A 23,218-nucleotide genomic window follows, 5' to 3' on the forward strand; every position below is an offset into this window, starting at 1 on the left:
TTTACCCTATTTGGTTTATTTTGAAGCAGTGGCAACTGCCAATGCTAATGAATATACTTTTGTTTCTGCTGAATCAGCACGAGATGTTAAAACAATCGGTGCTTTTGCGCCAGCAATTATTGCTCCTACTTTTGCATCCGCAAAGTATACGAGTGATTTATATAGTACATTTCCAGCTTCAATTGTTGGGACGAGTAAAATGTCTGCCTTACCTGCTACGTCACTTACTATGCCTTTATGTTCTGCTGCAATTTGTGATACTGCATTATCTAAAGCAAGTGGTCCATCAACGACACAATTTTTAATTTGTCCGCGGCGATTCATTTGAGTTAACATCGCTGCATCAATTGTCGCTTGCATCGCAGGATTCACAACCTCTACCGCTGCAATTGGTGCTACCTTCGGCAAATCAATTCCTATTGCCCGGGCAACTTCTACAGTATTTTGTATAATAGCAGCTTTTTGTGTTACATCAGGTGCAATGTTCATCGCTGCATCTGTAACAAAAATGAGACGATTGTAGTTCGGAACTTCAAATGCTGCAACGTGTGAAAGTACGCTACCTTTACGAAGTCCCCACTCTTTATTTAATACAGCTTTCAAAATATTTGCTGTTGGGATGTTCCCCTTCATAAGCACATCTGCTTCGCCATTTCTTACAGCTTTAACAGAAAGTTCTGCAGCCTCAGCACTTGACTGTGTTGCAATCACTTCAATATGTTCTGAAGTTTGTAAACTATGTTCTTGTAGCATCCCCATTATTTTTTCTTGATTTCCATATAGACGAAATTGAGCTAGCTGTAATGTAATTGCTTTCGCTACAGCTTCAATTACTTCATGATCTTCAGCTACTGCTACAGCCACAGTTTTTTTAGGCTGGCCTGCCGCTTGATCAATTAAGTGTTCTAACTTCATATTTTGTAATCAACCCTTTCCGTCGTCCCTCGTCTTTTTATTAAGCAAATACCGTGCCAACTTTTAAAAGTGGTCTTACCAATAATGAAAACGCATTCAAAACACAGTAAAATCAATACTTTGGAAAATAACAAAAGATTCTGTCTTATTTTGTCGCTTTTTGTATACCATGCAATAAATTGCACGGTACGCAATTTATTGCATGCTATTTTTTGCACACTCATACTTTTCTAGCTTGTAATATAAATTTCGAACCGAAATTCCTAACGCTCTTGCTGTTTGTGTTTTATTTCCACCAAATCTCTCTAAATATTCATGAATGATATTCCCTTCAAACTCCGTCACTAAATGCTCAAGTGGCTTTTCTTCTAACTCAGGCAATAAATGAGCTTGCTTTGACTCCACTTGCTCTTCGTTATGTAATGGCGGTAAATGTTGTACATCAATATAGGTCTCGTTATAATTCATAAAGATAATAGCTCTCCCCAAAATATTTTCAAGTTCCCTCACATTCCCTGGCCATTCATATGATTGTAAATATGAAATAGCAGAATTAGTGAGCCCCTCTATATTTCGGCCATAATCTTGGTTGATTTTTTGAATTAATCTGTCTGCGATTGCCGGTATATCCCCTTTACGCTGACGAAGAGATGGAATTTGAATTGGAATTTTATTTAATCGATAATATAAATCCTCCCTAAACTTCCCTTCTAGAATGGCTTTTTCTAAATTCACGTGCGTCGCTGCAATTACTCTGACATTGATAGGAATTGCTTTCGTTCCACCAACTTTTACAATTTCTTTCTCTTGCAAAACGCGAAGGAGTTTCGCTTGCGTATTTGCAGATAGTTCCCCTATTTCATCTAAAAAGATGCTGCCGTTATTCGCTTCCTCAAAGAATCCACGTTTTCCCCCTCTTTTCGCGCCAGAAAATGCCCCTTCCTCATAACCAAACAATTCACTTTCTAACAATGTCTCCGAAATAGCCGCACAGTTTACACGAACAAACTTATTATATTTCCGATTACTTCCATTATGGATAGCATGCGCAAACAATTCTTTACCTGTCCCCGACTCCCCGCGTAACAACACTGTTGCTGGTGTATTCGCCCCCAGTTTCGCCTGTTCAATAGCAGCCGTTGTTTCATCTGAATTTCCGACAATGTCATCAAATGAATATTTCGCTTCTAACGTTCGAATGATTTGCCTTGCTCTATTCAGTTCATTTGTTAATTTTTGAATTTCTGATACGTCGCGAATTACACCGACGCTCCCTTTCAATATTCCATCCACAATAACTGGTGCTACGTTTACAATTACATCTCGCTTTTTTTGTCCGATTTTCATATGTATGCCTCGTACCGCCCTACGCGTTCGAAGTACTTTCATATGCATACTTTCACCTTCTACAATATCAGTTGTAGCTGGCTTTCCAATAATGTCCTCTTCTGTTAAACCTGTTAATTTCGTATATGCAGGGTTAATTACTAACCCTCGACCTTTTTCATCCACGACCGAAATGGCTTCCTCAGACGAGTTAATAATCGCCTCAAGTAACGTTTGAATCTCCTTTAAATCTGTAACTTCTTCCGCAAGATCTACAACCTCTGTTATATCTTTAAAAATTGCAAATGCCCCTTGCACTTCTCCTCCCTCTTTTAATATTGGAATACGGGTTGTAATAATTTTCTTTCCATTTTCAAGCGTCAGTTCATAATTTACTTCTATTTGTTTCGTACGTATAATACGAAGCAACTTACTAGTCGGAATAACTTCTAAAATATATTTCCCTACCGCATCTTCTTTTTTATATCCGATAATACGTTCTGCACTTTTATTGAATAGGCGAACTTGTCCTTCTTGATCAATCACTATCATACCGTCATGCGTAGAGTTTAAAATTAAATCACCTTGCTGCGTTTGCTCTTCTAACTTTCCAATTAAATTTTCCTTCTCATGTGCTAATCTCGTAACAATTTTTGCAATATCACCTGGTATAAGAAGAGTATCTTTATGCTTTTTCTTTAATAAATCTTTATGTAAATCATCGTCACCTGTCATATCAAACATTACATCAATGTGCATAGAAAGAAACGGAGTCACACTCTCTCCAATTGCAATCCCGTATTCCTTTGCCATCTGTAACCCTTTTGCTATCGGATTTATATCAATAATCCCTATAATTTGAAATATATTCGAACTCTGTAACAGACGCAGCAGTGTACTACCACCTTCACCTGCACCAACAATTAAAACTTTTTGTTTCATATATTACACTTCCTCTCGGAGTATCTCTGCAAAATTTTTCACACCCTTATCTTACTCGTTCAGCCCCCTCTTGACAAACCCCCTTTTCATATAACATCATTAAAATAAACAAAATAATCTGAAAAGGAGCGTTTATATGCAGCGTTACCTTGCTCTATTATTAGCACTCATCCCTATTTCATTAGCTGTGTTTGGCATTAAGTTAATGAGAGATACCGTATTCGGGATTTTATTTCCTCCACTCTCTATACTATGGTTACAATTTTTAATCGGGGCTCTCTGCTTCGCGCTCGGATTTTATATCTTTGGTGGTTTCGTCTTACACCGAGATCGTAAACGAAATAAAGTACAAGCTCGCTTTCGAAGATAGGAAAGCCCTACTATTTACAAATAAAAAAATGAGACCGTTACAAGCGGTCTCATTTTTTTATTGGCAATAATGTTCTTGCCGTTTCAGGATAATCCGTAATAATCGCCGAAATATTCATATCAAAATATTTACGCATAAGTGTTTCTTCATTAATTGTATAGGGCCGAACCTCTACATCACTTTCCATCGTTAGTTCGGCAACAGCATCTTGAAGATAACGATAATTAGGATGCACTGCTGTAGCCCCCATTTTTTTTGCATATGCCCACGGACTATGCAAACCTTCGCGATATAAAATCGCTGTTTGAATATCTGGAGCCATCATATGACACCTTTTCATACTGTAATGATTAAATGAAGAAAATATAACACGATCTTCTAGATTAAATTTCCGTACAAGCGTTATAACTTCTTCTTCTAAACCTCTGTATGGAATTTTATTATTTTTAAGTTCAATATTAAGTAACAACTCTGTTTTTTCAATCCATTTTAACACCTCTTCTAAAAGAGGTATTTTACAAAATCCTACTTTATCACCAAATTTATAACTCGCATCTAATTTACATAAATCCTCATATACATAATTTCGAACCGCACCTTTTCCATTCGTTGTCCGATTCACTGTTTCATCATGAATGACGACAACCTTTCCGTCTTTCGTTAATTGAACATCCAGCTCAATTCCATCTGCCTTAAAAGATTCAGCTGCTTCAAATGAAATCATCGTATTTTCTGGGTACGTTCCCGCTGCACCACGATGTGCAAATATAAGAGTCATCCTCACTCCCCCAATCTTATGCTATACTATACGAAAAAGGAGGTACTTCTATGAGACCATTACAAATTTCTCCAGACACTGCAGTCCGCCTATCAAAAGCATTAGGTGTTCCACTTGAACAACTTATGCATATGCCGCAGCACATTTTAATTCAAAAGTTAGTTGAATTAGAAAAACAAAATAAAGACGAAGAATAATACAGTCCTGTTTCGCAGGACTTTTTATTATTTTCTATTATATCATGGATGGCTTCCTTGCTAAAATCCCTCATTGGATATACCATGATTCAATTTAACCTTCACTTCGAACATGTACAATAAAAAGACCAACGAATTCTAACATTCATTGGTCATTAATTAAAAAGTTCATTGGTTTTAAATTTACTATCGAGTATACATTTCAAGAATTATTAAGCTTTATTAAAACTTAAATCCCTTACTTCTTCTATTCTCAGCTAGCCTTATGTTCAAGTCTCAGCTTATCCGCAACCATTGCTATGAACTCAGAGTTCGTAGGTTTTGCTTTTGACATAGATACTGTATAACCGAATAAGGACGAAATAGAATCGATATTCCCACGACTCCATGCTACTTCAATTGCGTGACGGATTGCACGCTCAACGCGGCTTGCTGTTGTATTATATTTCTTCGCGATATCTGGATACAATACTTTCGTAATAGATCCAAGTAATTCGATGTCATTGTACACCATAGAAATTGCTTCCCTTAAGTACATGTACCCTTTAATATGAGCAGGCACACCAATTTCATGAATGATACTCGTAATGCTTGCATCTAAGTTTTTCGGTTTTCCATCTACTGTTGTTGCTGATCGGAAAGATGGCAGTGGACGTTTAATAGTAGCGTTCGCTTTACCGCTCACTTGACGAATATGACTCGTTAAATTCTCCATATCAAATGGTTTTAATATGAAATATGACGCACCTAAGTCAACTGCTTTTTTCGTCACATCTTCTTGTCCAAACGCTGTCAACATAATTACGCTAGGCTGTCTTAACCTTTCAATATGGCGCATTTTCTCTAGTACAGCTAACCCATCTAAATGTGGCATAATAATATCTAATACAAGTACATCCGGCTGCTTATCTTTTAATAAATTTAAACACTCTTGACCATTATAAGCAGTACCGATTACTTCCATATCCTCTTGAGCAGCTACATAACTCTCTAGCATTGATACTAATTCTTTATTATCATCCACAAGACATACTTTAATTTTCTCCACAGCTTTTCCTCCCTTACCGAATCGATTCTCCGACATGTGTATCCTTCTAGGCTACATGAATTGTTCGACAATTGTGTGAAAATTCCCTTTTAAAGTTTGTTACTTTCCGATAAAATCACAAAAAAATATGTTTATCGTTTATTTATTCCTTTTCGCAACACATTCCATCATAGAAAAACAACGAAACGTTCAACCCTTTCCTTTTATTTTACAACAAAAAACACCTCTTGCGGAGCTTTTACAAAATTTCAACGAATTTTTCAATAGAAAAACGAGCTAATTATTAATTAGCTCGCTTTTCTTTCTTGATCATAAATGTTAATTCCAGCCTCATGTAACATCCATTCAATATGAACACCATACCCTGATGTTGGATCATTTACAAATACATGTGTAACAGCGCCAATTACCTTTCCATTTTGTACAATTGGACTTCCGCTCATCCCCTGTACGATACCACCTGTTTTCGCTAATAAACGTTTATCTGTTACTTTTATTACCATGCCTTTTGTTGCCGGAAACTTTTGCGGTACTGTACTCACAACTTCAATATCAAACGCTTCCACTTTATCTTGATCAATAACCGTTAATATTTTTGCTGGTCCTTCTTTTACTTGATGAGATAGTGCAATAGGCATTGCTTTATCCATTACGCCATTTGTCATATTTGTATTCAATTTGCCAAAAATACCAAATGGACTATTTATTGTAATATTGCCAATCACTTCACGATCAGGTGAGAACCTCGCTAATTTCTCCCCTGGATTCCCATGACTACCTCTTTCAATTGATGTAACTGTCGAACGCATAATTTGTCCATCTTCGACTTGAATCGGTTTTTTCGTATCGTTATCAGAAATGACATGACCAAGTGCCCCATATTTCATAGAATCCGGATGAACAAATGTCATTGTTCCGATTCCAGCTGCCGAATCACGAATATATAAACCAATACGATAAGACGATTCTCCACTGTCTTTTTGTGGTGTTAATTTAGTGCGGATATGCTTTCCATCCCTTAACAAAACGAGATTAAGCGGTTCGCCTGTTTCCCCACTATTATGAATAAATGGTGCTACATCACTCATTCTTTCAATTGTTTTACCATTAATTTCAGTAATCATATCTCCAATTTGCACACCAGCTGTTTCACCAGGAGATACTTTCCCTTTTTCAGTTTGAATTAAATGATGGCCTACAACAAGTACCCCTTTTGTGTTTAACTTTACACCAATTGATTGTCCACCTGGAATAACTTTGAAATCTTTTAATACTCTCACATTTACTTTTTTCACTGGAAAACCAGCAAGCTGAAACACCATATCTGCTTCACCATTTTGATGAGAATTTACCATAAGTCCTTGTTTTTGTTCATTTGAACTTACTGTAAACACATGACGATCTGTAGATGAAGCTTGAAACACTGGTAATGAAGCTATTTCTGATTGTTGTCCTTCAAAAACAACAAGTTGCTTCGGAGATGAAATAAACGTCCGAAGCGGTTTAAAACACCCAATAAAAACTAAAGAAACAAGGAGAAAAATACCTATTATTTTGCGAAATCTTTCTAATTTCAATTTGTTCACTCTCCTCGCTCCTACCCCACATTCAGCCTTTTGGCTTCACTTTTTAATCTCTCCTTGCAATGCTTTATTTATAACCGGAAGAATTAAGAAATCATCATTTGAGAAAAAAAGCTATCCATTACTGGATAGCCTCTGCTGTCTGTTTAAAATGATGCGCTTGCGTAAGTAATTCTTTCGCATGTTCTGTCGTTAAATCTGTAATTTCCACACCAGAAATCATTCGAGCTATTTCTGTTACTTTATCCTCCATAGTTAAAACGGTAACTGATGTAATTGTTCGATCATTTGCTACTTGTTTTCGAATAAATAAATGCGAATCCGCCATTGAAGCTACTTGAGGTAAGTGCGTAATACAAAGTACTTGTGAGTTTACTGATACTCGATAAATCTTTTCCGCAATAGCCTGTGCGACCCGGCCACTTACACCAGTATCCACTTCATCAAAAATAACAGATGCAACACCTTGATGCTTAGAAAAAATGCTTTTTAAAGCTAAAATAATACGGGATAACTCTCCGCCAGAAGCAACCTTTGAAAGTGGTTTTAGCGGCTCACCCGGATTTGTTGAAATATAAAATTCCACATGATCGTAACCATCCGCTGTAAGTCTTACCGGTGCTCCCTCCACGAGAGGCTCTTCTGCATTTCCTTCTCGCTTCATAATTCTCACTTCAAATTTTGTTTTTTCCATATATAATTCTTTTAATTCCTGATGAATGGCATTTGTAAGATGCTCTGCAAGTTCATGACGCATATTACTTAACAACGTTGCTTCTTTCAGAATAACACTTTCTAATTCCTTCAACTGTTTCTTCGTCGTTTCAATATGAACGTCTTTATTTTCAATCGTAAAAATTTCTTGTTCAATTTTATCAGCATACGCTAAAATCTCTTCTACAGTATTTCCATATTTTCTCTTTAGCATACGAATTTCATTTAAACGCGTTTCAATTTCATCTAAGCGATTCGGATCATATTCCATCATATCGAGCTTTTCTCTTAGTTGATAGGCAACTTCTTCTAATAAATAATAACTATTGGCAATGGAATCATGATTTTCTTGATACACTTCATCTAAATGTGTAATACTCTCCATTTGTCCCATTGCGCTTCGTACATTATCTAACCCTTGTCCGTCAGCACTTAACGAGCGATACGCGTCACCTAATGCTTTATAAATCTTTTCGAAATTAGAAATTTGCAATCGTTCTTCAGTTAAGTCATTTTCTTCATCTATCTTTAAATCCGCTTTACGGATTTCTTCATGCTGAAATTGAATTAAATCTAAACGATGTGCCATTTGTTGTTCATTTTCACTTAACGATTTCAACTGTTTTTTTAATTTCTCATAGTCAGCATATACGTTTTGGTATATCTCTAATTGTTTAACGATACGCTCTCCATCAAAATGATCGAGCATAAATAGATGACGTTCTTCATTCATTAAGTCTTGCGTTTCGTGTTGTCCATGAATATCAACAAGTGTTTTTCCAATTTCTTTTAACACACTAAGGGTAACTAGTTTTCCATTTACACGACATACACTTTTTCCGTTTGCAGCGATATCACGCTTCAAAATAATCATGCCGTCTTCTATTTCTATATCCAACTCTTCTGCTTTTTCAATACATGGATGCTTATCATCTTCCACATAAAATAGCCCCTCTATCTCAGCTTTTTCTGTTCCGTATCGAACAAATTCTGCTGAACCACGGCCACCTACAAGTAAACTAATCGCATCAATAATAATCGATTTTCCGGCCCCTGTTTCACCACTTAAAACCGTTAATCCTTTTTGAAAAGAAATATTTAATGCCTCAATAATAGCAAAGTTTCTAATCGATAATTCCGATAACAATGCCCCATTCACCTCGTTATAAACTAATCCCCTATGAAGGGCTTTTCTCAGTTCTTTATTCAAATAGTCATACTATATGTTTGTATGTATAAATTACTTTTCTAACCGCTCCATTGTACCAAACATTTGTTTTACGGGTCAATCCACCTATTTCCTAATTTTATTCAAAGAAAATATTATATTACAATTAAGAATTCACGTTTTTAACCAATAAAAATATCCTGTTCACTTTCCACTTTACAGAGGAAAGCAAACAAGATTTTTTGTTACAGCATATTTAAGAAACGATCAGAGACAACACCTGTATCTTCAGGTGTACGGCAAATAATTAAGCAAGTGTCATCACCACAAATGGTTCCGATGATCTCATCCCACTCTAAATGATCAATAAGTGCTCCAAGTGAATGAGCGTTACCAGGCAATGTTTTTAGCACAAGCATATGTCCTGCCGTGTCTAATTTTACAAATGAATCCACTAGATTACGTTTTAATTTTTGTAACGGGTTAAATCGTTGATCTGCTGGCAAACTATATTTATAGCGACCATCATGTAATGGCACTTTCACTAAGTGCAATTCTTTAATATCGCGCGATACTGTTGCTTGCGTTACATTAAATCCCTCATTACGTAAAATATCAACTAATTCATCTTGTGTTTCAATTTCTTTGTTCGCAATAATTTCCCTGATTTTAATATGGCGCTGACCTTTATTCATACATTTGCACCTCACACTATCTCTTACCATAGTTTAAACATTGGTATACTTCACTTATTTATGTTAACTTATAATTCGTTACTTGTACACAATTGTTTTTACAATCATTATACAATTACAACAAAAAGAGGAACAACATATGTTATTCCCCTTTCCCTTTTTGTTTTAGGACATCATGGGCCTCTGTAACTACTTGCTCAACAGAAACTGGAGAATGATTTTCGCCATTCTCACGTTCACCATGCCATTTCAGATGAATTAAAAATTCAATGTTACCATCCCCGCCCGTAATTGGTGAGAATGTTAAGCCTTCTACGTCGTATCCTTCTTTTATAGAAAAGTCGACAATCATTTCTACGACAGCCTCATGTACTTTTCGATCACGAACGATACCCTTTTTACCAACTTGCTCTCTTCCAGCTTCAAACTGCGGTTTAATTAACGCTGCTACATCCCCATTCGGCATAAGCATTGTTTTTAAAACTGGCAATATAAGTTTTAATGATATAAACGAAACATCGATACTAGCAAATTGCGGTAAACCACGTTCTAAGTCTGCTGGTGTTACGTAACGGAAGTTCGTTCGTTCCATTACGACAACACGCTCATCTTGACGCAATTTCCACGCAAGTTGATTGTACCCTACATCTAATGCATAAGATAATTTCGCTCCATTTTGAAGCGCGCAATCGGTAAAGCCACCAGTTGATGAACCAATATCTATCATAACTTTATCTTGTAAATCAAGATGAAATGTCTCTAATGCCTTTTCAAGTTTATAACCACCACGGCTTACATACGGCATAACTTGCCCCTTCACCGTAATCTCTGTATCTTGTGGGATTTTCTCCCCTGGCTTATCCAATCTCATCTCATTCGCATATACAAGGCCGGCCATAATGGCGCGTTTTGCTTTCTCACGTGTTTCTATAAGCCCTCGCTCTACTAATAGTACATCTACTCTTTCTTTTTTCGCACTCATTTGTTACGCCCTTTTTTGTTTTGATGGAATCATTGTATGAATACGGTCTACAACAGCATCTGTCGTTAAACCGATTTCTTCTAATAATTTTGTTACACTACCGTGCTCTATGAAACGATCTGGAATACCCATTCGTTCAACTAACGCACTATGGTACCCGTTCTCAGACGCAAATTCAACTACTCCTGTTCCAAAACCACCAATTAAGCAAGCTTCTTCAATCGTTAAAATTGGTATATTTTTTCCTAAGAGATCATGTAAATATGCTTCATCCATTGGTTTAATGAAGCGAGCGTTCACTACTTTCACTGAAATACCAGCCTTTTCAAGACGCTCAGCCGCTTCCATTGCCATTGGTATTGTCGTACCAAATGTTAAAATAGCTGCTTGTGTACCTTCTTTTAACGTTTCCCATGAACCGATTGGAATCGCCTTTAATTCTTCATCCATATGAACGCCAAGTCCATTACCTCGCGCATAACGTAATGCGATTGGTCCATCTTCATATTGCATCGCCGTGTATACTAAATGTTGCCCTTCATTTTCATCTTTTGGCATCATAAGTACCATATTCGGCAAGTGGCGTAAGAATGAGATATCAAATACACCTTGATGCGTTTCACCATCTGCTCCTACTAAACCAGAGCGATCAATTCCGATGAAAACATTTAAATTTTGGCGGCATATATCATGAACAACTTGGTCATAAGCTCTTTGTAAAAATGTTGAATAAATCGCTAAGAATGGTTTCATACCTTGCGTTGCCATACCCGCTGCCATTGTTGTAGCATGCTGTTCTGCAATACCTACATCAATCATACGATCTGGGAATTCTTTTTGGAATTTCTCAAGTTTCGATCCAACAGGCATTGCAGGTGTAATTGCAACGATACGCTCATCCGTTCTCGCTAACTTAAGTACTGTTTCACTAACAACAGCACTCCATGCTGGTGCAACTTCTTTCGGTTTAACGAAGTCACCTGATTCAATTTTATAAGGTCCTGTTCCATGCCAAGTGCCAATAACATCACTCTCAGCTGGTTTGTAACCTTTTCCTTTTTTCGTAATAACATGAACAAGCACTGGGCCTTTTGTTTTCTTTGCATATTGCAACGTTTCGAATAACTTTTCATAATCATGTCCATCGACTGGACCTAAATATGTAAAGCCTAACTCTTCGAAAAAGACACCAGATACTAGTAAATATTTAAGACTATCTTTTATTTTCTCTGCTGTCGCAGCAACTTTCCCACCGACAGCTGGGATTTTCTTCAAAATATACTCTAGCTCATCTTTTACCCAATGGTATTTTCCTGCGGTACGTAGACGTCCAAGCACATTATGAAGCGCACCAACGTTTGGCGCAATTGACATTTCATTATCATTCAAAATAACAATCATGTCTGTTTTTTCATGTCCAATATGGTTCAATGCCTCTAAAGCCATTCCGCCCGTTAAAGCGCCATCACCAATGATTGGTATAACATATTCTTTCGTTTTCTTTAAATCACGTGCTAGAGCCATTCCCATTGCAGCAGATAATGATGTCGAGCTATGGCCAGTTTCCCATACATCGTGCTCACTCTCACAACGTTTTGGGAAACCACATAGACCTTGATATTGCCTTAATGTGCCGAATTCTTTTGCACGTCCAGTTAAAATTTTATGTACATAGGATTGATGTCCTACATCCCATAAAAATTTATCTTTCGGACTATCAAATAATTTATGCAGAGCAATTGTGAGTTCTACTACACCTAAATTAGGCGCAATATGTCCACCTGTTTGAGAGAGCTCTTCAATTAAAAACTTACGAATATCCTCACTCAATCCCTCTAGTTCACTGATAGACATCTCTTTCAAAAAACTAGGGTTTTGAATTTGCGTTAGATCCACATGGATCACTCACTTTCATTTCATAATCTGTCAACATGTCAAATATTATAAAAAACATTTACACAAAACAAGAAATTCTCTTTTTTTATTTTTCACCTTGTCCTGCTATTAACCAGTCTATTGCGCCCTAATCTTATTATAAACCATATTTCTTTAGGCGATGAAAAAAATAGCCGCTAACACGAAGTGATAACGGCAATGTAATCTACATATATTTTTGCCAATAACAAGAAAAGAAAAACCTTTTCCTACATTTATATCATAAAATGATGAATGACTCAACAAATGAAAACGCTGTTATATTAGTTATTACGTTTTGCAATCAAATCGCAAATAGATAGTAAATATTCATCTTGTAATTGCAAGGAACTAATAGCATCTTTTGCTTTTGCAATCGTTTCTTCTAAAATATCCTTTGCTCTATCTACAGTAAATAACGTCGTATATGTGCTCTTTTCGTTGGAAACATCACTACCAATCGGTTTTCCAATCTCTTCTTCAGTTCCTTCCACATCTAAAATATCATCTCGAATTTGGAAAGCTAGGCCGATATATTTTGCAAACTCAAGTAATTTTTCTTCCTGTTCTTCTGTGGCATTAGAAAGTATCGACCCTGCAAGTACAGCGAATTCAAGTAGTTTCCCAGTCTTATGCTTATGAATATACTCTAGCTCATCGATCGTAAGCTGTTTCCCTTCCGCTTCCATATCTGCTACTTGTCCGCCAACCATTCCCTCTGGCCCTGCCGCCTTTGCAAGCTCAAGTACAAGTCTTACTTTTTTCTCAGCAGAGATTTCCTTTTGCTCATATGCCATAATAACTTGAAAAGCATATGTCAACAAACCATCTCCTGCTAAAACTGCCATCGCTTCACCAAATACTTTATGATTTGTGGGCTTCCCTCTTCTTAAATCATCATCATCCATACAAGGTAAATCATCATGAACTAACGAGTATGTATGTATCATTTCAAGAGCACAAGCTGCACCTACACCAAGATTTTTTTCTTTACCAAACGCTTGTAATGTTGCAAATAAAAGTAACGGGCGGAGACGCTTTCCACCCGCTTCCAAAGAATATGCCATCGCTTCACGAAGTACATTTGGACATTGTAATTCATTTGCATAGCTTACAAGCTTCTCTTCTACGAAAGTTTTACTTTCTTTCAAAAAAGTATCAAAAGCAATTGTCACTATGCTTCATCTCCTAAAGCAGTAAACGGTTCAAGCTCTCCATCTTCCCCAAGAATAACTGCCATTTGTTCTTGTACGTTCTTCAACTTCTCATCACAAAGCTTAGATAATTCCATACCCTCTTTAAAATAAGAAATTGCTTCTTCTAAAGGTACGTCACCTTGCTCTAATTTAGAAACGAGGTGCTCAAGTTGCGAAATTGCCTCTTCAAAGCTTAATTTATTTTCCATTATTCAATTCACGCTCCTCTATTCCTGATACGCTACAATCTAATATTCCATCTTGTAATTGAACTGAAACAGCATCTCCAAGGCTAACATCTTTCACACTTTTTAACACTTGCTTCTCTTCATCATATACAAGCCCGTACCCTCTCATCATTACTTTAAGCGGACTTAGCGCTTCAAGTTTTTGAGCAGCTCTTACAAAGGCAAATTCTTTCGTTTGGAGTAACGTTTGCATTTCACGTTGCAATTGCTTTTGCAATGTTTCAACTGCTACCTTTGTTTGCATAATTTTTTGAGATGGGTGGTGCTTCTCTAAATAAAATGAAAGCTGTTTTAACTGATTTACCTTTTTATCAATATAGCGCTCTTTCGCTAACACAAGCTGTTCTAACGCTCTATCCAATTGCTCTTCTTTTTGCTCATATACTTGTCTTGGATAACGGAACGCATAAGATTTTTGCAATACTTGTAGTTTTTCTTCTTTTTTATGTACTAACTCTCTCATTGCTCTTTGCAACCTTAGAGTTCTTTGTAATACCTTTTCTTGTAACTCGATAATATTAGGCGCTGCCAGCTCAGCCGCTGCAGTTGGTGTTGGTGCTCTTAAATCGGCAACAAAATCCGCAATTGTAAAGTCTGTTTCATGGCCTACTGCTGAAATAATAGGGATCTCACTCTTGAAAATAGCTCTTGCAACCATTTCTTCGTTAAACGCCCACAATTCCTCAATAGAACCTCCACCGCGCCCAACGATTAGGACATCTATCCCTTCCATTTCATTCGCTGTACGGATCGCTTGTACAATTGAGGGAGCTGCTGACTCCCCCTGTACAAGTACTGGAAACACAATAACATTTCCAATTGGATAACGACGTTTAATCGTTGTTATAATATCACGAATCGCTGCTCCTGTTGGTGACGTAATCACACCTATTGTTTTCGCATAAGGAGGGATTATTTTTTTATAAACTTGAGAAAACAATCCTTCTTCCTCTAAACGAACCTTTAATTGTTCGTAAGCTAAATGCAGGTTTCCGACTCCGTCAGGCTGCATGTCTTGAATATAAATTTGATAAGAACCACTCGCCTCGTAAACAGAAATTTTCCCTTTCACGAGTACCTTCATCCCATTTTCAGGTCTGAATTTAATATTACGATTATGACCCGCAAACATAACCGCTGCGATTCTTGCATTTTCATCTTTCAATGTAAAATACATGTGGCCACGGCTATGATTTTTAAAGTTGGAAATTTCACCTTTTAACCAAACAGACTGTAAATGCGGATCATATTCTATTTTTGTTTTTATATAGCGTGTTAACGCTGTAACGGTTAAATATTGTTTCTCCATTTCTCTCTCCTCATAGCCGACTCAAATTATTTACAAACGACACCTGCACGCTTAGCCGATTCAACAGTATTATGAAGAAGCATTGTGATCGTCATTGGACCAACACCTTTTGGCACAGGTGTAATGTAACCTGCAACATCTAACACGTTGTCAAAGTCAACATCACCACAAAGTTTTCCTGTTTCTAAACGGTTTACACCAACGTCGATTACAACTGCTCCTTCTTTCATATAATCAGCTGTTACCATTTTAGGTCGTCCTACTGCTACGATTAAAATATCAGCTAATTTCGTTAACTCTTTCATATTTTGCGTCTTAGAATGACAGTATGTGACAGTTGCATTTTCATTTAAGAACAATTGTCCCACTGGCTTGCCGACAATATTACTTCTTCCAATTACTACAACATGTTTTCCTGAGATATCAAGATTTGTTTCTTTTACTAACTCTACAATACCATGCGGTGTACATGGAAGGAATGTATCTTGTCCCGTCATCATACGTCCTACGCTGATTGGGTGAAATCCATCTACATCTTTTTCTGGTGAAATTCTTTCAATGATAGCTTTTTCTTCAATATGTTTTGGTAAAGGTAATTGCACTAATATGCCATTAATGCGGTCATCGCCATTTAAGCGATCGATTTCAGCAAGCAAACGCTCCTCCGTAATTGTTTCAGGAAATTCAATTAGCTCTGAATAGATTCCTACTTGTTCACAGCCCTTTTCTTTTCCTTTTACATAAGAACGAGATGCTGGATCTTCTCCAACTAAAATAACTGCTAATCCTGGTACAATCCCTTGCTCTTTCAACTTCACAACTTCTTCTGTTAATTGTGCTCGTTTTTTCTCCGCAACTTCATTTCCTTTGATGATTACTGCTACCATTTTAAGATTCCCCCTTAAAGAAATTACAGTGTATCTTTTATATTAGATAAAACGCCGTTAATAAAACGACGAGATTCCTCATCCCCAAATGTTTTAGCAATTTCAATTGCCTCGTTAATTGTTACGTTGTGTGGAATTTCTTCCATGTATTTCATTTCATACACAGCTACACGTAAAATACTGCGATCAACAATACTAATACGCTCAAGCTTCCACTTTTTTAAATTTTGACGAATCGCTTCATCAATTACTTCTTTATTTTCTACAAAACCTACAACAAGTGATTCTAGAAACTCATTTGTTTCTTCACCTTCATCTAGCGTGTTTTCCACTGCTACTTTCGGTTCTAATTCACCTGTAATATCCATTTGATATAATGCTTGCATAGCTCTTTCTCTAGCCGTCCTACGTTTCATTGTAACTCTCCTTTATGCTTCAAGTCTTTCCTTATGCTTTGTTATATTATTATAATTTATAAGCCGTCAATTCACTTACTCTTACAGTTTTCATTGATTTTCCAACCTTATAATACAATGATAATAACACAATTTATCGTTTCACACACGGGTTACAAGGCTGAAAAATAATAAAAAGATTAACTTCAAGTTCCATATCTTATCACAATGTACGTTTTTTGGTAAAACGAAACATTTTCTTTTTTATTTCTCATTTTTTGAAATAGTATAATAATTAGAGGGTTGTAATTTGTGAAGAAATGAAACGATAAAAAAGATGCCTATGTTACTAGGCACCTTTTTCATTCTTACACTGGTTCGATTTCTGTTTTTTGTGTTTCGAATGTTACGCCAACGATGTGAACATTCACTTCTTTTGGCTCAAGCCCTGTCATTGTAAAGAGTGCTTGGCGAATGTTGTCTTGAATCTTTTGTGCAACAACTGGAATTGCTACGCCAAAATACATTACAACATAAAGGTCAACGATAATATCTTCGTTTGCTAATTCAACCTTTACACCTTTACCATGATTTTTCTTACCTAACTTCTCAACAACATCTGTAGCAAAATTACCACGCATTGCCGCTACGCCTTCTACCTCAGCAGCTGCAATACCTGCGATTACTTCAATTACTTCTGGTGCAATTTCTACTTTACCAAGAGTTGTATCTTGACCCATATCTAACATATGTTCAGCCATGAAAAAAACCTCCTTTAATGTATCACTGCGTCACAAGTTCATGCTCTTCCAAAAATTTCGTATTAAACTCACCTTTTACAAAATCAGGATGATCTAACAATTGCAAATGGAACGGGATTGTTGTATGTACGCCTTCAACGACAAACTCACTGAGTGCACGCTTCATTTTTGCAATTGCCTCTTCACGTGTTTTTCCGTGAACAATTAATTTAGCAACCATCGAATCATAGAAAGGTGGGATTGAATATCCCGGATATACAGCTGAATCGACGCGAATACCAAATCCGCCTGGTGGCAAGTACATTTCTACTTTACCTGGAGATGGCATAAATTTTTTGGCAGGGTTTTCCGCATTAATTCGGCATTCAATTGCCCAACCATTAAATTGTACTTCTTCTTGCTGTAACGATAACTTTTCTCCAGAAGCAACAAGAATTTGTTCTTTAATTAAGTCTACCCCTGTTACCATTTCAGTAACTGGATGCTCAACTTGGATTCTCGTATTCATCTCCATGAAATAAAAGCTTTTCGTTTTATATTCATAAATAAACTCAACCGTACCAGCACCTGTATAATCAACCGCTACCGCCGCTTTAACTGCCGCCTCACCCATCTGCTTACGCACATTTTCATCAAGTGCTGGTGATGGACTTTCTTCTAGTAGTTTTTGCAAGCGGCGCTGAATCGTACAATCACGCTCTCCTAAATGAATGGCATTTCCGTGTGTATCTGCCATTATTTGAATCTCAACATGGCGGAAATCTTCAACGTACTTTTCTAAGTATACACCAGGGTTCCCAAAAGCGGTACTAGCTTCTTGCTGTGTAATTTGAATTCCTTTTACAAGCTCTTCTTCATGGCGCGCAACACGAATACCTTTTCCGCCGCCACCTGCAGTCGCTTTAATAATAACAGGATATCCAATTTGATTCGCAAGTTCGATCGCTTCTTCGGTATTTTTAATAATTCCTTGTGAACCTGGTACAATCGGAACCCCTGCTTCTTTCATTGTATCACGAGCAACGTCTTTTGTGCCCATCTTTGAAATAGCTTCTGGACTTGGACCGATAAAAATTAAGTTACACTCACGGCATAACTCTGCAAAATCTGCATTCTCTGCTAAAAATCCGTATCCTGGATGAATTGCATCGCAGCCTGTTAACTTCGCAACACTAATAATGTTCGTCAAATTTAAATAACTTTCTTTCGAAATCGTTGGTCCTACACAATACGCCTCATCAGCAATTTGTACGTGAAGTGACTCTTTATCTGCTTCTGAATAAATTGCGACTGTTTCAATATCCATTTCTTTACAAGCACGAATAATTCGTACAGCAATTTCCCCACGATTGGCTATTAATACTTTTTTTATCATCACAAAGACTCCCTTATTACGCTTTTACAAGAAATAGCGGTTGTCCATACTCAACAAGCTGTCCGTTATTAACAAGAATCTCAACAATTTCTCCATCTACATCTGCATCGATTTCGTTAAATAACTTCATAGCCTCGACAATACATACGATAGAATCTTTCGATACTCTATCCCCAACACTTACATATGGAGGCGTATCAGGAGAAGAAGAAGAATAGAATGTACCTACCATTGGTGATGTAATTTTATGTAGGTTTTCATTCTGAACAGCTTTTTTCTCTTCTTGTTTTGGCACTTCCACTTGTGCTGCCGCTACTGTAGTTTCAACTTCAACAGGTGCTACTGGTTGCACGGCTTGTTTTGCTACAGGTGCTTGCACCGCAACAACTTCATTACCACGCTTTTTCATTTTGATTGTCGTACCATCTTTTTTGTATTCAAATTCATCAATATTAGAGCTATCAATTAATTTAATTAATTCACGAACTTCTTGAATTTTAAACATGTAAAATCCACTCCCATACTCTTGTTTGTCCCGTTTTTACAGATTTCTCGTCACTAAAAACTAGATTGACTGTAAAAATACGATGTACTCTATTAGAAAATGCATTTCATTTACTAATAGAAATAGTTACTATTTCCATCTTACGATAAATTTTTTAAACATTCCAATTTATATTTCTTTATAATAAATCGAAATTCCTGTAAAAATGTTATCCCATTAAAAATTTAATACCTAGTAATAATACCAAGTTTCACATGAAATTGGCAAGACCACTTCCTAAAAAACATCCACTACTTATTCAAAACTGTACACAGTAAACACCCCACTCCCGCTCTACCCTTCGCCACATCTATAGTCAATAACGTATTTTTACCAAATATTATTTTTTTGTTTACACGTCGTTCATCATTCCTTCATATAAGAATAGTATGTTCAAAGTGTAGAAAATATATCGTATCGAGGTGTGGACATATGATATGGCTCATTCTCTTCTTACCTGCCGTAATAGTCTGGGCATTCGTTCTCTTCATCCACGTCAAATCCGGAAAAAGTAATCATCACTACCATGAACCGCTAATCTTTTACTCACAACGTATTTCTCCGTTCCGAGTTGAACATAGTAAAAACAAAGACGAAACAGAAAAAAGCTATCGAAAATGATAGCTTTTTTCTATTATTATTTTTATCTAACTATTTTCAAACAATCCGATTACTAAAAACGAATAATCCGCGGAGGAATTCCCCGCGGATTATTCGTTTTATTTTGTTGGTGGATCAAATTTTACACCTACATCTTTTGATCCGCCTTCACTTCTTACAAGTTGTATAATTTTATTCGCTTCTTTTTGTGAATGTTTTGCTGCTTTTACAGTTACTTTAATGTCAGTTCCATCGGCTCTTACAAGGGCATCTTTATATCCACCTTGAGATTTAATTACTGTCTCAAGTAATTCTTGCTTCGTTTCCATTGTAGTGATTGCATCAAAATTTTCTTTCGCTTTATTCTTTTCTGTTGCTGAAGCTTTTGTTGAACTCATCACTTCTTGTAATTTTGCTTTTTGTTCACTTCGCTGATCTTCCATTTGCATACGTAATGCTGTGAAATTTTCATCACTTGATTGAACTGTTACGTTAGCTTCTTTTTTGCTTGTTTCTTTTGTAGCACTCTCTTTTTTATCTGTTTCTTTGTTTGTTTCTTTATTTGATGTTTCCTTGTTTGTATTTTCTTTTTTAGGCGTTTCTTTAGGTGCTTCGTTTGTTACTGCTTTATCAGTACCTTGTTTTTCTTGTCCAATCTTTTCACCTGTTGCCGGCGATGCTGTATTCATTTTGTCTGGAGTTGTTACGTAATACACAGATAATACAACAACTAAACTTAACATCGTTAATAGCCAAACCGTTTGTTTTTTTAACACTTTATTTCCTCCCTATCAATTTTTCGGTGAAACTGAAACGCGATGGGCTGGTACATCTAGTAGCCGTATGACAGCTTCTTTTACCATCGCTTTAACTTGTATATTATCCACTCCCTTTGCTATGACAAGAACACCTCGCACTTTCGGTTTCTCTGTTCGTAAAACAACGGGAGTTTCTTTATCCCCTTCACGTATAATGACTGTCTTTTCATCAAGAGACTCATCTTCTACTTCCCTCTTGCCACCTGTTTTATCTGTTTCACCTGTTGTTTGTGAACGTTTCACTGTATTTTTTTCTAATATTTTTTCCTCTGATGAGTCTAAATTTACATTAATCGTTACATCTTTTACTCCTGCTATTTCTTCTAAGGCTGCTTTTAATTCTTGTTCATACGCTTTTTCATATTTTTCTACATTTGACATATTATCATTATTTTTTTGTCCAAAAGTTGGTACGTCTTTTTCTTGGTTTTGAGTTTTTTGTTCTTTAAATACAGGTACTTCTTCTTTTTTACTTGAAAAGAAACTACTAGAAAACATAAGCAACATTCCAAGTATGAGTAGGACAAGTAAGAACTTAGGTGTTACCTTTTTTCCCTTCTCATTACTTTCTTTTTCATCTCCATTCAATAAGTTTCGAAAAAATGAGAACTTCGAATTTTTATCTTTATTGTCCATTTACTCTACCTGTCCTCCCTTCCATTTGAACTTGGATTTGTTTATTCTCTAGTTGCCACCTGCTTGAAAAGAAGTCTTTCATTTCTCCATTCGTTTCCTCTACTTTTTTCGGTGGTTCTTTCGTATTAATTTCAACTGGTTTTACTGTTTCGATTGCATCATTTTTACTACGTTCTTTTTCTTTCAACGTCACAACAACAGATTGAATATCTTTCGCTGACTTTACTTCCGCTGTGCTTTCCGCTGCGACTATTTGTATTTCAGAGACTGACATACCATACTGTTTCTCAAACTCTTTTCCTACTTCTTTTTTCATTTTGGTAGCCATCTCTTCTAAACTATATGCACGTGTTAGAGCTTGTATTTCTTTTTTCTTCGAATCTATTGAATTTTTTACAGATCCTTCTGCTACGTACTTCTCTTCATTAAAATTTGCGATTACTTCATTTACATCTGTTTGCAATAGTTTAAAAAGGGGCGTTAAAATTAAAACAACTAATAATAGACTTACAACGAATTTAACGTACTTTTGCAAATTGGAATTTGGAAGAATAAGATGAAGCATTGTCGCTAAGAGTAAAAAAACGATAATATTTCTAATCCACTCTGTAACAAATTGCATACCCTTCACCTCCTACCGCATCATAAGTGTAATGTTCCCCGCAGCAATAATAATTGTGATACTTAAAAAGAACATAAACGATACGATAGCTAAGCAAGCAAATACATAAATGATGCTCCGTCCAATGATATCTAAACATTGAATGATTGCTCCGCCGCCAACTGGTTGCAATACTGCTGCTGCGAACTTATAAATAAATGCTATGCAAAAAATTTGAATCGCTGGAAAAGCGACAATTAAACATAGAATGACGAGTCCGATAATTCCGACTGTGTTTTTTAATAATCCCGACGCACTAATAACTGTATCCGCCGCCTCTGTAAACATTCTTCCTACTACGGGAATAAAGTTTCCTGTTACAAATTTAGCTGTTTTCACAGCGATTCCATCCGCAACAGCTGTCGCTGTTCCTTGTACAGATAATACGCCTAAAAAAATCGTTAAAAAAATACCGATAATCCCGACGCTAACGTTTTGCAGAAGCTTGGACAATTTCGTAACTTTATATTGATCACTCATCGTACTTACAATACTTAATATCGTTGCAAGTAATAAAAGTGGTAGAACGATATAATTCATCAAAAGCCCACTCGTATTCATTAAGAAGATGATAATCGGATGAAAAAACGATACGGATACAACGCCACCACCTGTCGCTATGAGTGCAAGCAAGATAGGTAATAACGCTAATATGAAATCTACCATTGTTTGTATCGTTTCTCTTGCATATGTCATAACGACATAAAAGCTATTTAAAGCGAAAATAATTAGTACCATATATACAACTGCATCGGCTATTTTGCTTACGCTACTCTTTGAAAATGCAGATTGCAGTGATTGCAACAATGCACTAAAAATCGTGAGCATAATGAGCGTTCCGAGTAGTTTCCCATTTGCAACAAGTTCGTGAAATAAGTACTTTAATAAACCTAGCATCCACTCTTTTATAGAGATTTCTTTTTCTCCCTTTACAAACTCCATAAAGCTACCTTTTTGACTCTCTGGTAAGTAACCTCCATATTTTGTAACAAGCCCGTCCCAAAATTGCTTCACATCTTCAATTCCGAGCTTATCCAATTGTTGATCAACGACGTTTGTTTCTACAGGAGAAGCTTGTACAACAACCGGTAAAGAAAAGAAAAGGAAGCAAGCAAATAGCAGCTTAGCTCCAAACCCCCTCAACATTCACTCCCCC

24 protein-coding genes are annotated in these 23,218 nt (G+C 36.5%); 3 read left to right on the forward strand and 21 right to left on the reverse strand.

From position 1 onward, the window contains the following. Positions 1–15: 15 nt before the first annotated feature. Both yqiS and MR147_RS18395 read right to left on the reverse strand, forming a co-directional pair. A complete protein-coding gene (gene yqiS, locus MR147_RS18390; RefSeq protein WP_074607157.1) occupies positions 16–915 on the reverse strand; it encodes a phosphate butyryltransferase in 900 nt (299 codons plus the stop codon). A 195-nt stretch (positions 916–1,110) separates the two neighbouring features. Next, on the reverse strand, positions 1,111–3,183 hold the full coding sequence (locus MR147_RS18395) for a sigma-54 interaction domain-containing protein (RefSeq protein ID WP_000811008.1): 2,073 nt from the start codon (positions 3,181–3,183) through the stop codon (positions 1,111–1,113). Positions 3,184–3,319: 136 nt separating this feature from the next. Between MR147_RS18395 and MR147_RS18400 the strand changes: the two genes are divergently transcribed. Beyond that, positions 3,320–3,553: a DUF2627 domain-containing protein gene (locus MR147_RS18400; protein ID WP_001190187.1), complete on the forward strand. Its 234-nt coding sequence runs from the start codon at positions 3,320–3,322 to the stop codon at positions 3,551–3,553. Positions 3,554–3,602: 49 nt separating this feature from the next. Here the strand turns inward: MR147_RS18400 and MR147_RS18405 are convergent, their stop codons facing one another. Further along, positions 3,603–4,331 (reverse strand): glycerophosphodiester phosphodiesterase, encoded by a 729-nt coding sequence (locus MR147_RS18405; RefSeq protein ID WP_000172563.1) that lies wholly within the window; start codon positions 4,329–4,331, stop codon positions 3,603–3,605. Between the two features lie 50 nt (positions 4,332–4,381). Between MR147_RS18405 and MR147_RS18410 the strand changes: the two genes are divergently transcribed. Then, complete coding sequence (locus MR147_RS18410; RefSeq protein ID WP_001247671.1) at positions 4,382–4,528, forward strand: YycC family protein; 147 nt, start codon at positions 4,382–4,384, stop codon at positions 4,526–4,528. A 253-nt stretch (positions 4,529–4,781) separates the two neighbouring features. On the opposite strand, the gene spo0A is transcribed toward MR147_RS18410, so the two are convergent. The 14 genes from spo0A to accB form a co-directional block, all read right to left on the reverse strand. Further along, positions 4,782–5,576 carry a sporulation transcription factor Spo0A gene (gene spo0A / locus MR147_RS18415; protein WP_014297988.1) on the reverse strand — a complete coding sequence of 265 codons (795 nt, stop codon included), beginning with the start codon at positions 5,574–5,576 and terminating at the stop codon, positions 4,782–4,784. A gap of 287 nt (positions 5,577–5,863) precedes the next feature. Then, on the reverse strand, positions 5,864–7,162 hold the full coding sequence (gene spoIVB / locus MR147_RS18420; RefSeq protein WP_074607155.1) for a SpoIVB peptidase: 1,299 nt from the start codon (positions 7,160–7,162) through the stop codon (positions 5,864–5,866). A 118-nt stretch (positions 7,163–7,280) separates the two neighbouring features. Then, a complete protein-coding gene (gene recN, locus MR147_RS18425; protein WP_074607153.1) occupies positions 7,281–9,020 on the reverse strand; it encodes a DNA repair protein RecN in 1,740 nt (579 codons plus the stop codon). Between the two features lie 266 nt (positions 9,021–9,286). Further along, positions 9,287–9,736, reverse strand: a complete 450-nt coding sequence (gene argR, locus MR147_RS18430; RefSeq protein ID WP_001032581.1) for an arginine repressor ArgR — start codon at positions 9,734–9,736, stop codon at positions 9,287–9,289. A gap of 142 nt (positions 9,737–9,878) precedes the next feature. Beyond that, entirely contained in the window at positions 9,879–10,718 is an 840-nt protein-coding gene (locus tag MR147_RS18435) for a TlyA family RNA methyltransferase (RefSeq protein ID WP_001274745.1), read from the reverse strand. A gap of 3 nt (positions 10,719–10,721) precedes the next feature. Beyond that, on the reverse strand, positions 10,722–12,614 hold the full coding sequence (gene dxs, locus MR147_RS18440; protein WP_000366458.1) for a 1-deoxy-D-xylulose-5-phosphate synthase: 1,893 nt from the start codon (positions 12,612–12,614) through the stop codon (positions 10,722–10,724). 302 nt (positions 12,615–12,916) lie between these two features. Further along, positions 12,917–13,807, reverse strand: coding sequence for a (2E,6E)-farnesyl diphosphate synthase (gene ispA / locus MR147_RS18445; protein ID WP_000150362.1), 891 nt, complete (start codon positions 13,805–13,807; stop codon positions 12,917–12,919). Continuing rightward, complete coding sequence (gene xseB, locus MR147_RS18450; protein WP_000428423.1) at positions 13,807–14,037, reverse strand: exodeoxyribonuclease VII small subunit; 231 nt, start codon at positions 14,035–14,037, stop codon at positions 13,807–13,809. The genes ispA and xseB overlap by 1 nt, the downstream gene beginning before the upstream one ends. Next, on the reverse strand, positions 14,027–15,385 hold the full coding sequence (gene xseA / locus MR147_RS18455) for an exodeoxyribonuclease VII large subunit (protein ID WP_074607147.1): 1,359 nt from the start codon (positions 15,383–15,385) through the stop codon (positions 14,027–14,029). Before xseA ends, xseB begins: the two co-directional genes overlap by 11 nt. A 26-nt stretch (positions 15,386–15,411) precedes the next feature. Next, positions 15,412–16,272: a bifunctional methylenetetrahydrofolate dehydrogenase/methenyltetrahydrofolate cyclohydrolase FolD gene (gene folD / locus MR147_RS18460; RefSeq protein WP_000226728.1), complete on the reverse strand. Its 861-nt coding sequence runs from the start codon at positions 16,270–16,272 to the stop codon at positions 15,412–15,414. Positions 16,273–16,295: 23 nt separating this feature from the next. Further along, positions 16,296–16,688, reverse strand: a complete 393-nt coding sequence (gene nusB / locus MR147_RS18465) for a N utilization substance protein NusB (protein ID WP_000830249.1) — start codon at positions 16,686–16,688, stop codon at positions 16,296–16,298. Between the two features lie 347 nt (positions 16,689–17,035). After that, a complete protein-coding gene (locus MR147_RS18470; RefSeq protein WP_000807630.1) occupies positions 17,036–17,428 on the reverse strand; it encodes an Asp23/Gls24 family envelope stress response protein in 393 nt (130 codons plus the stop codon). Between the two features lie 22 nt (positions 17,429–17,450). After that, positions 17,451–18,803 (reverse strand): acetyl-CoA carboxylase biotin carboxylase subunit, encoded by a 1,353-nt coding sequence (gene accC, locus MR147_RS18475; protein WP_000592876.1) that lies wholly within the window; start codon positions 18,801–18,803, stop codon positions 17,451–17,453. A gap of 16 nt (positions 18,804–18,819) precedes the next feature. Continuing rightward, positions 18,820–19,308: an acetyl-CoA carboxylase biotin carboxyl carrier protein gene (gene accB / locus MR147_RS18480; RefSeq protein ID WP_000472870.1), complete on the reverse strand. Its 489-nt coding sequence runs from the start codon at positions 19,306–19,308 to the stop codon at positions 18,820–18,822. Positions 19,309–19,779: 471 nt separating this feature from the next. Between accB and MR147_RS18485 the strand changes: the two genes are divergently transcribed. Beyond that, the gene (locus MR147_RS18485) at positions 19,780–19,968 is read left to right on the forward strand and encodes a DNA recombination protein RecO (RefSeq protein ID WP_074607145.1); all 189 of its coding nucleotides are present in this window, start codon (positions 19,780–19,782) and stop codon (positions 19,966–19,968) included. A 98-nt stretch (positions 19,969–20,066) separates the two neighbouring features. On the opposite strand, the gene MR147_RS18490 is transcribed toward MR147_RS18485, so the two are convergent. From MR147_RS18490 to spoIIIAE, 4 genes are read right to left on the reverse strand one after another with little or no spacing between them, the layout of a single operon-like run. Next, the gene (locus MR147_RS18490; protein ID WP_000914701.1) at positions 20,067–20,723 is read right to left on the reverse strand and encodes a SpoIIIAH-like family protein; all 657 of its coding nucleotides are present in this window, start codon (positions 20,721–20,723) and stop codon (positions 20,067–20,069) included. Between the two features lie 15 nt (positions 20,724–20,738). Then, complete coding sequence (spoIIIAG, locus tag MR147_RS18495; RefSeq protein ID WP_074607144.1) at positions 20,739–21,401, reverse strand: stage III sporulation protein AG; 663 nt, start codon at positions 21,399–21,401, stop codon at positions 20,739–20,741. Beyond that, positions 21,391–22,023 (reverse strand): stage III sporulation protein AF, encoded by a 633-nt coding sequence (gene spoIIIAF / locus MR147_RS18500; protein ID WP_001161050.1) that lies wholly within the window; start codon positions 22,021–22,023, stop codon positions 21,391–21,393. Before spoIIIAF ends, spoIIIAG begins: the two co-directional genes overlap by 11 nt. Positions 22,024–22,035: 12 nt before the next feature. Next, complete coding sequence (gene spoIIIAE / locus MR147_RS18505; protein WP_000943695.1) at positions 22,036–23,208, reverse strand: stage III sporulation protein AE; 1,173 nt, start codon at positions 23,206–23,208, stop codon at positions 22,036–22,038. Between the last annotated feature and the right edge of the window lie 10 nt (positions 23,209–23,218).

The organism is Bacillus cereus group sp. BfR-BA-01350, assembly GCF_022663775.1.
In the GTDB taxonomy this organism is placed as follows: domain Bacteria; phylum Bacillota; class Bacilli; order Bacillales; family Bacillaceae_G; genus Bacillus_A; species Bacillus_A paranthracis.